We start from the raw sequence: 760 nt of genomic DNA on the forward strand, positions 1-760 counted from the left end.
CTGGAAGAACGCATACAGTTGACGCTCGGTGTTCGCCGTCAGCAGATCGATACGACATCCTACGATCGCAGGACTGGTATACAGACTTCTGCATACAAAGAATACGCCTATACCCCTCTGGTCGGCGTTGTGGTCAAGCCGCGGCAGAACGTTTCGCTCTATGGCAATTACATTGAGGCCTTGGAAAGAGGTGGTACGGCACCAGACGGTACTGTCAATGCGGGCGAAGTATTTTCGCCATACGCGTCCAAGGGCATTGAGGTGGGCGCCAAGGTTGATTGGGGGAAGATAACGACAACATTGGCCGCGTTCCAGATTTCGAGGCCGAGCTCTTATACAAACCCCGACACAAACGTGTTCGTACAGGATGGAGAGGTGCGTAATCGGGGGTTGGAGTTCGGCTTCTTCGGTGCGCCCTTTCAAAGCCTTCGCTTGCACGGTGGCCTTGCCTATGTCGATGCCGTGCTCGTCAATACATCCACCGCTTCGAATAATGGCAATAAAGCAGCAATCGCACCCTTTCAGGCGCGTCTCGGCATTGATTGGGATGTTCCATATGTGAATGGATTGGCTCTCAATGGACAGGTCCGTTACGCTTCGTCGCAATACATTAATCTGCAAAACACCCTGAAAGTATCGGATTGGTATCAGTTTGATCTCGGTGTCCGATACACAATTGAGCGCGGTGAAGCCGCGCCAATAGTTGTCCGTGCCACTGTGACGAATGTCCTCGATTCCGACAACTGGATAGGGCAAGGGT

Annotated in this window: 1 protein-coding gene; it reads left to right on the top strand. The window is 52.6% G+C overall.

Features of this window, described 5'->3' with window-relative positions; genetic code table 11:
• Positions 1-760: TonB-dependent receptor (locus TBU01S_RS23395; RefSeq protein WP_169802992.1), on the top strand; the 760-nt coding region annotated here is incomplete at both ends.

Origin of the sequence: Thauera butanivorans NBRC 103042 (assembly GCF_001591165.1) — a bacterium.
Classification (GTDB): domain Bacteria; phylum Pseudomonadota; class Gammaproteobacteria; order Burkholderiales; family Rhodocyclaceae; genus Thauera; species Thauera butanivorans.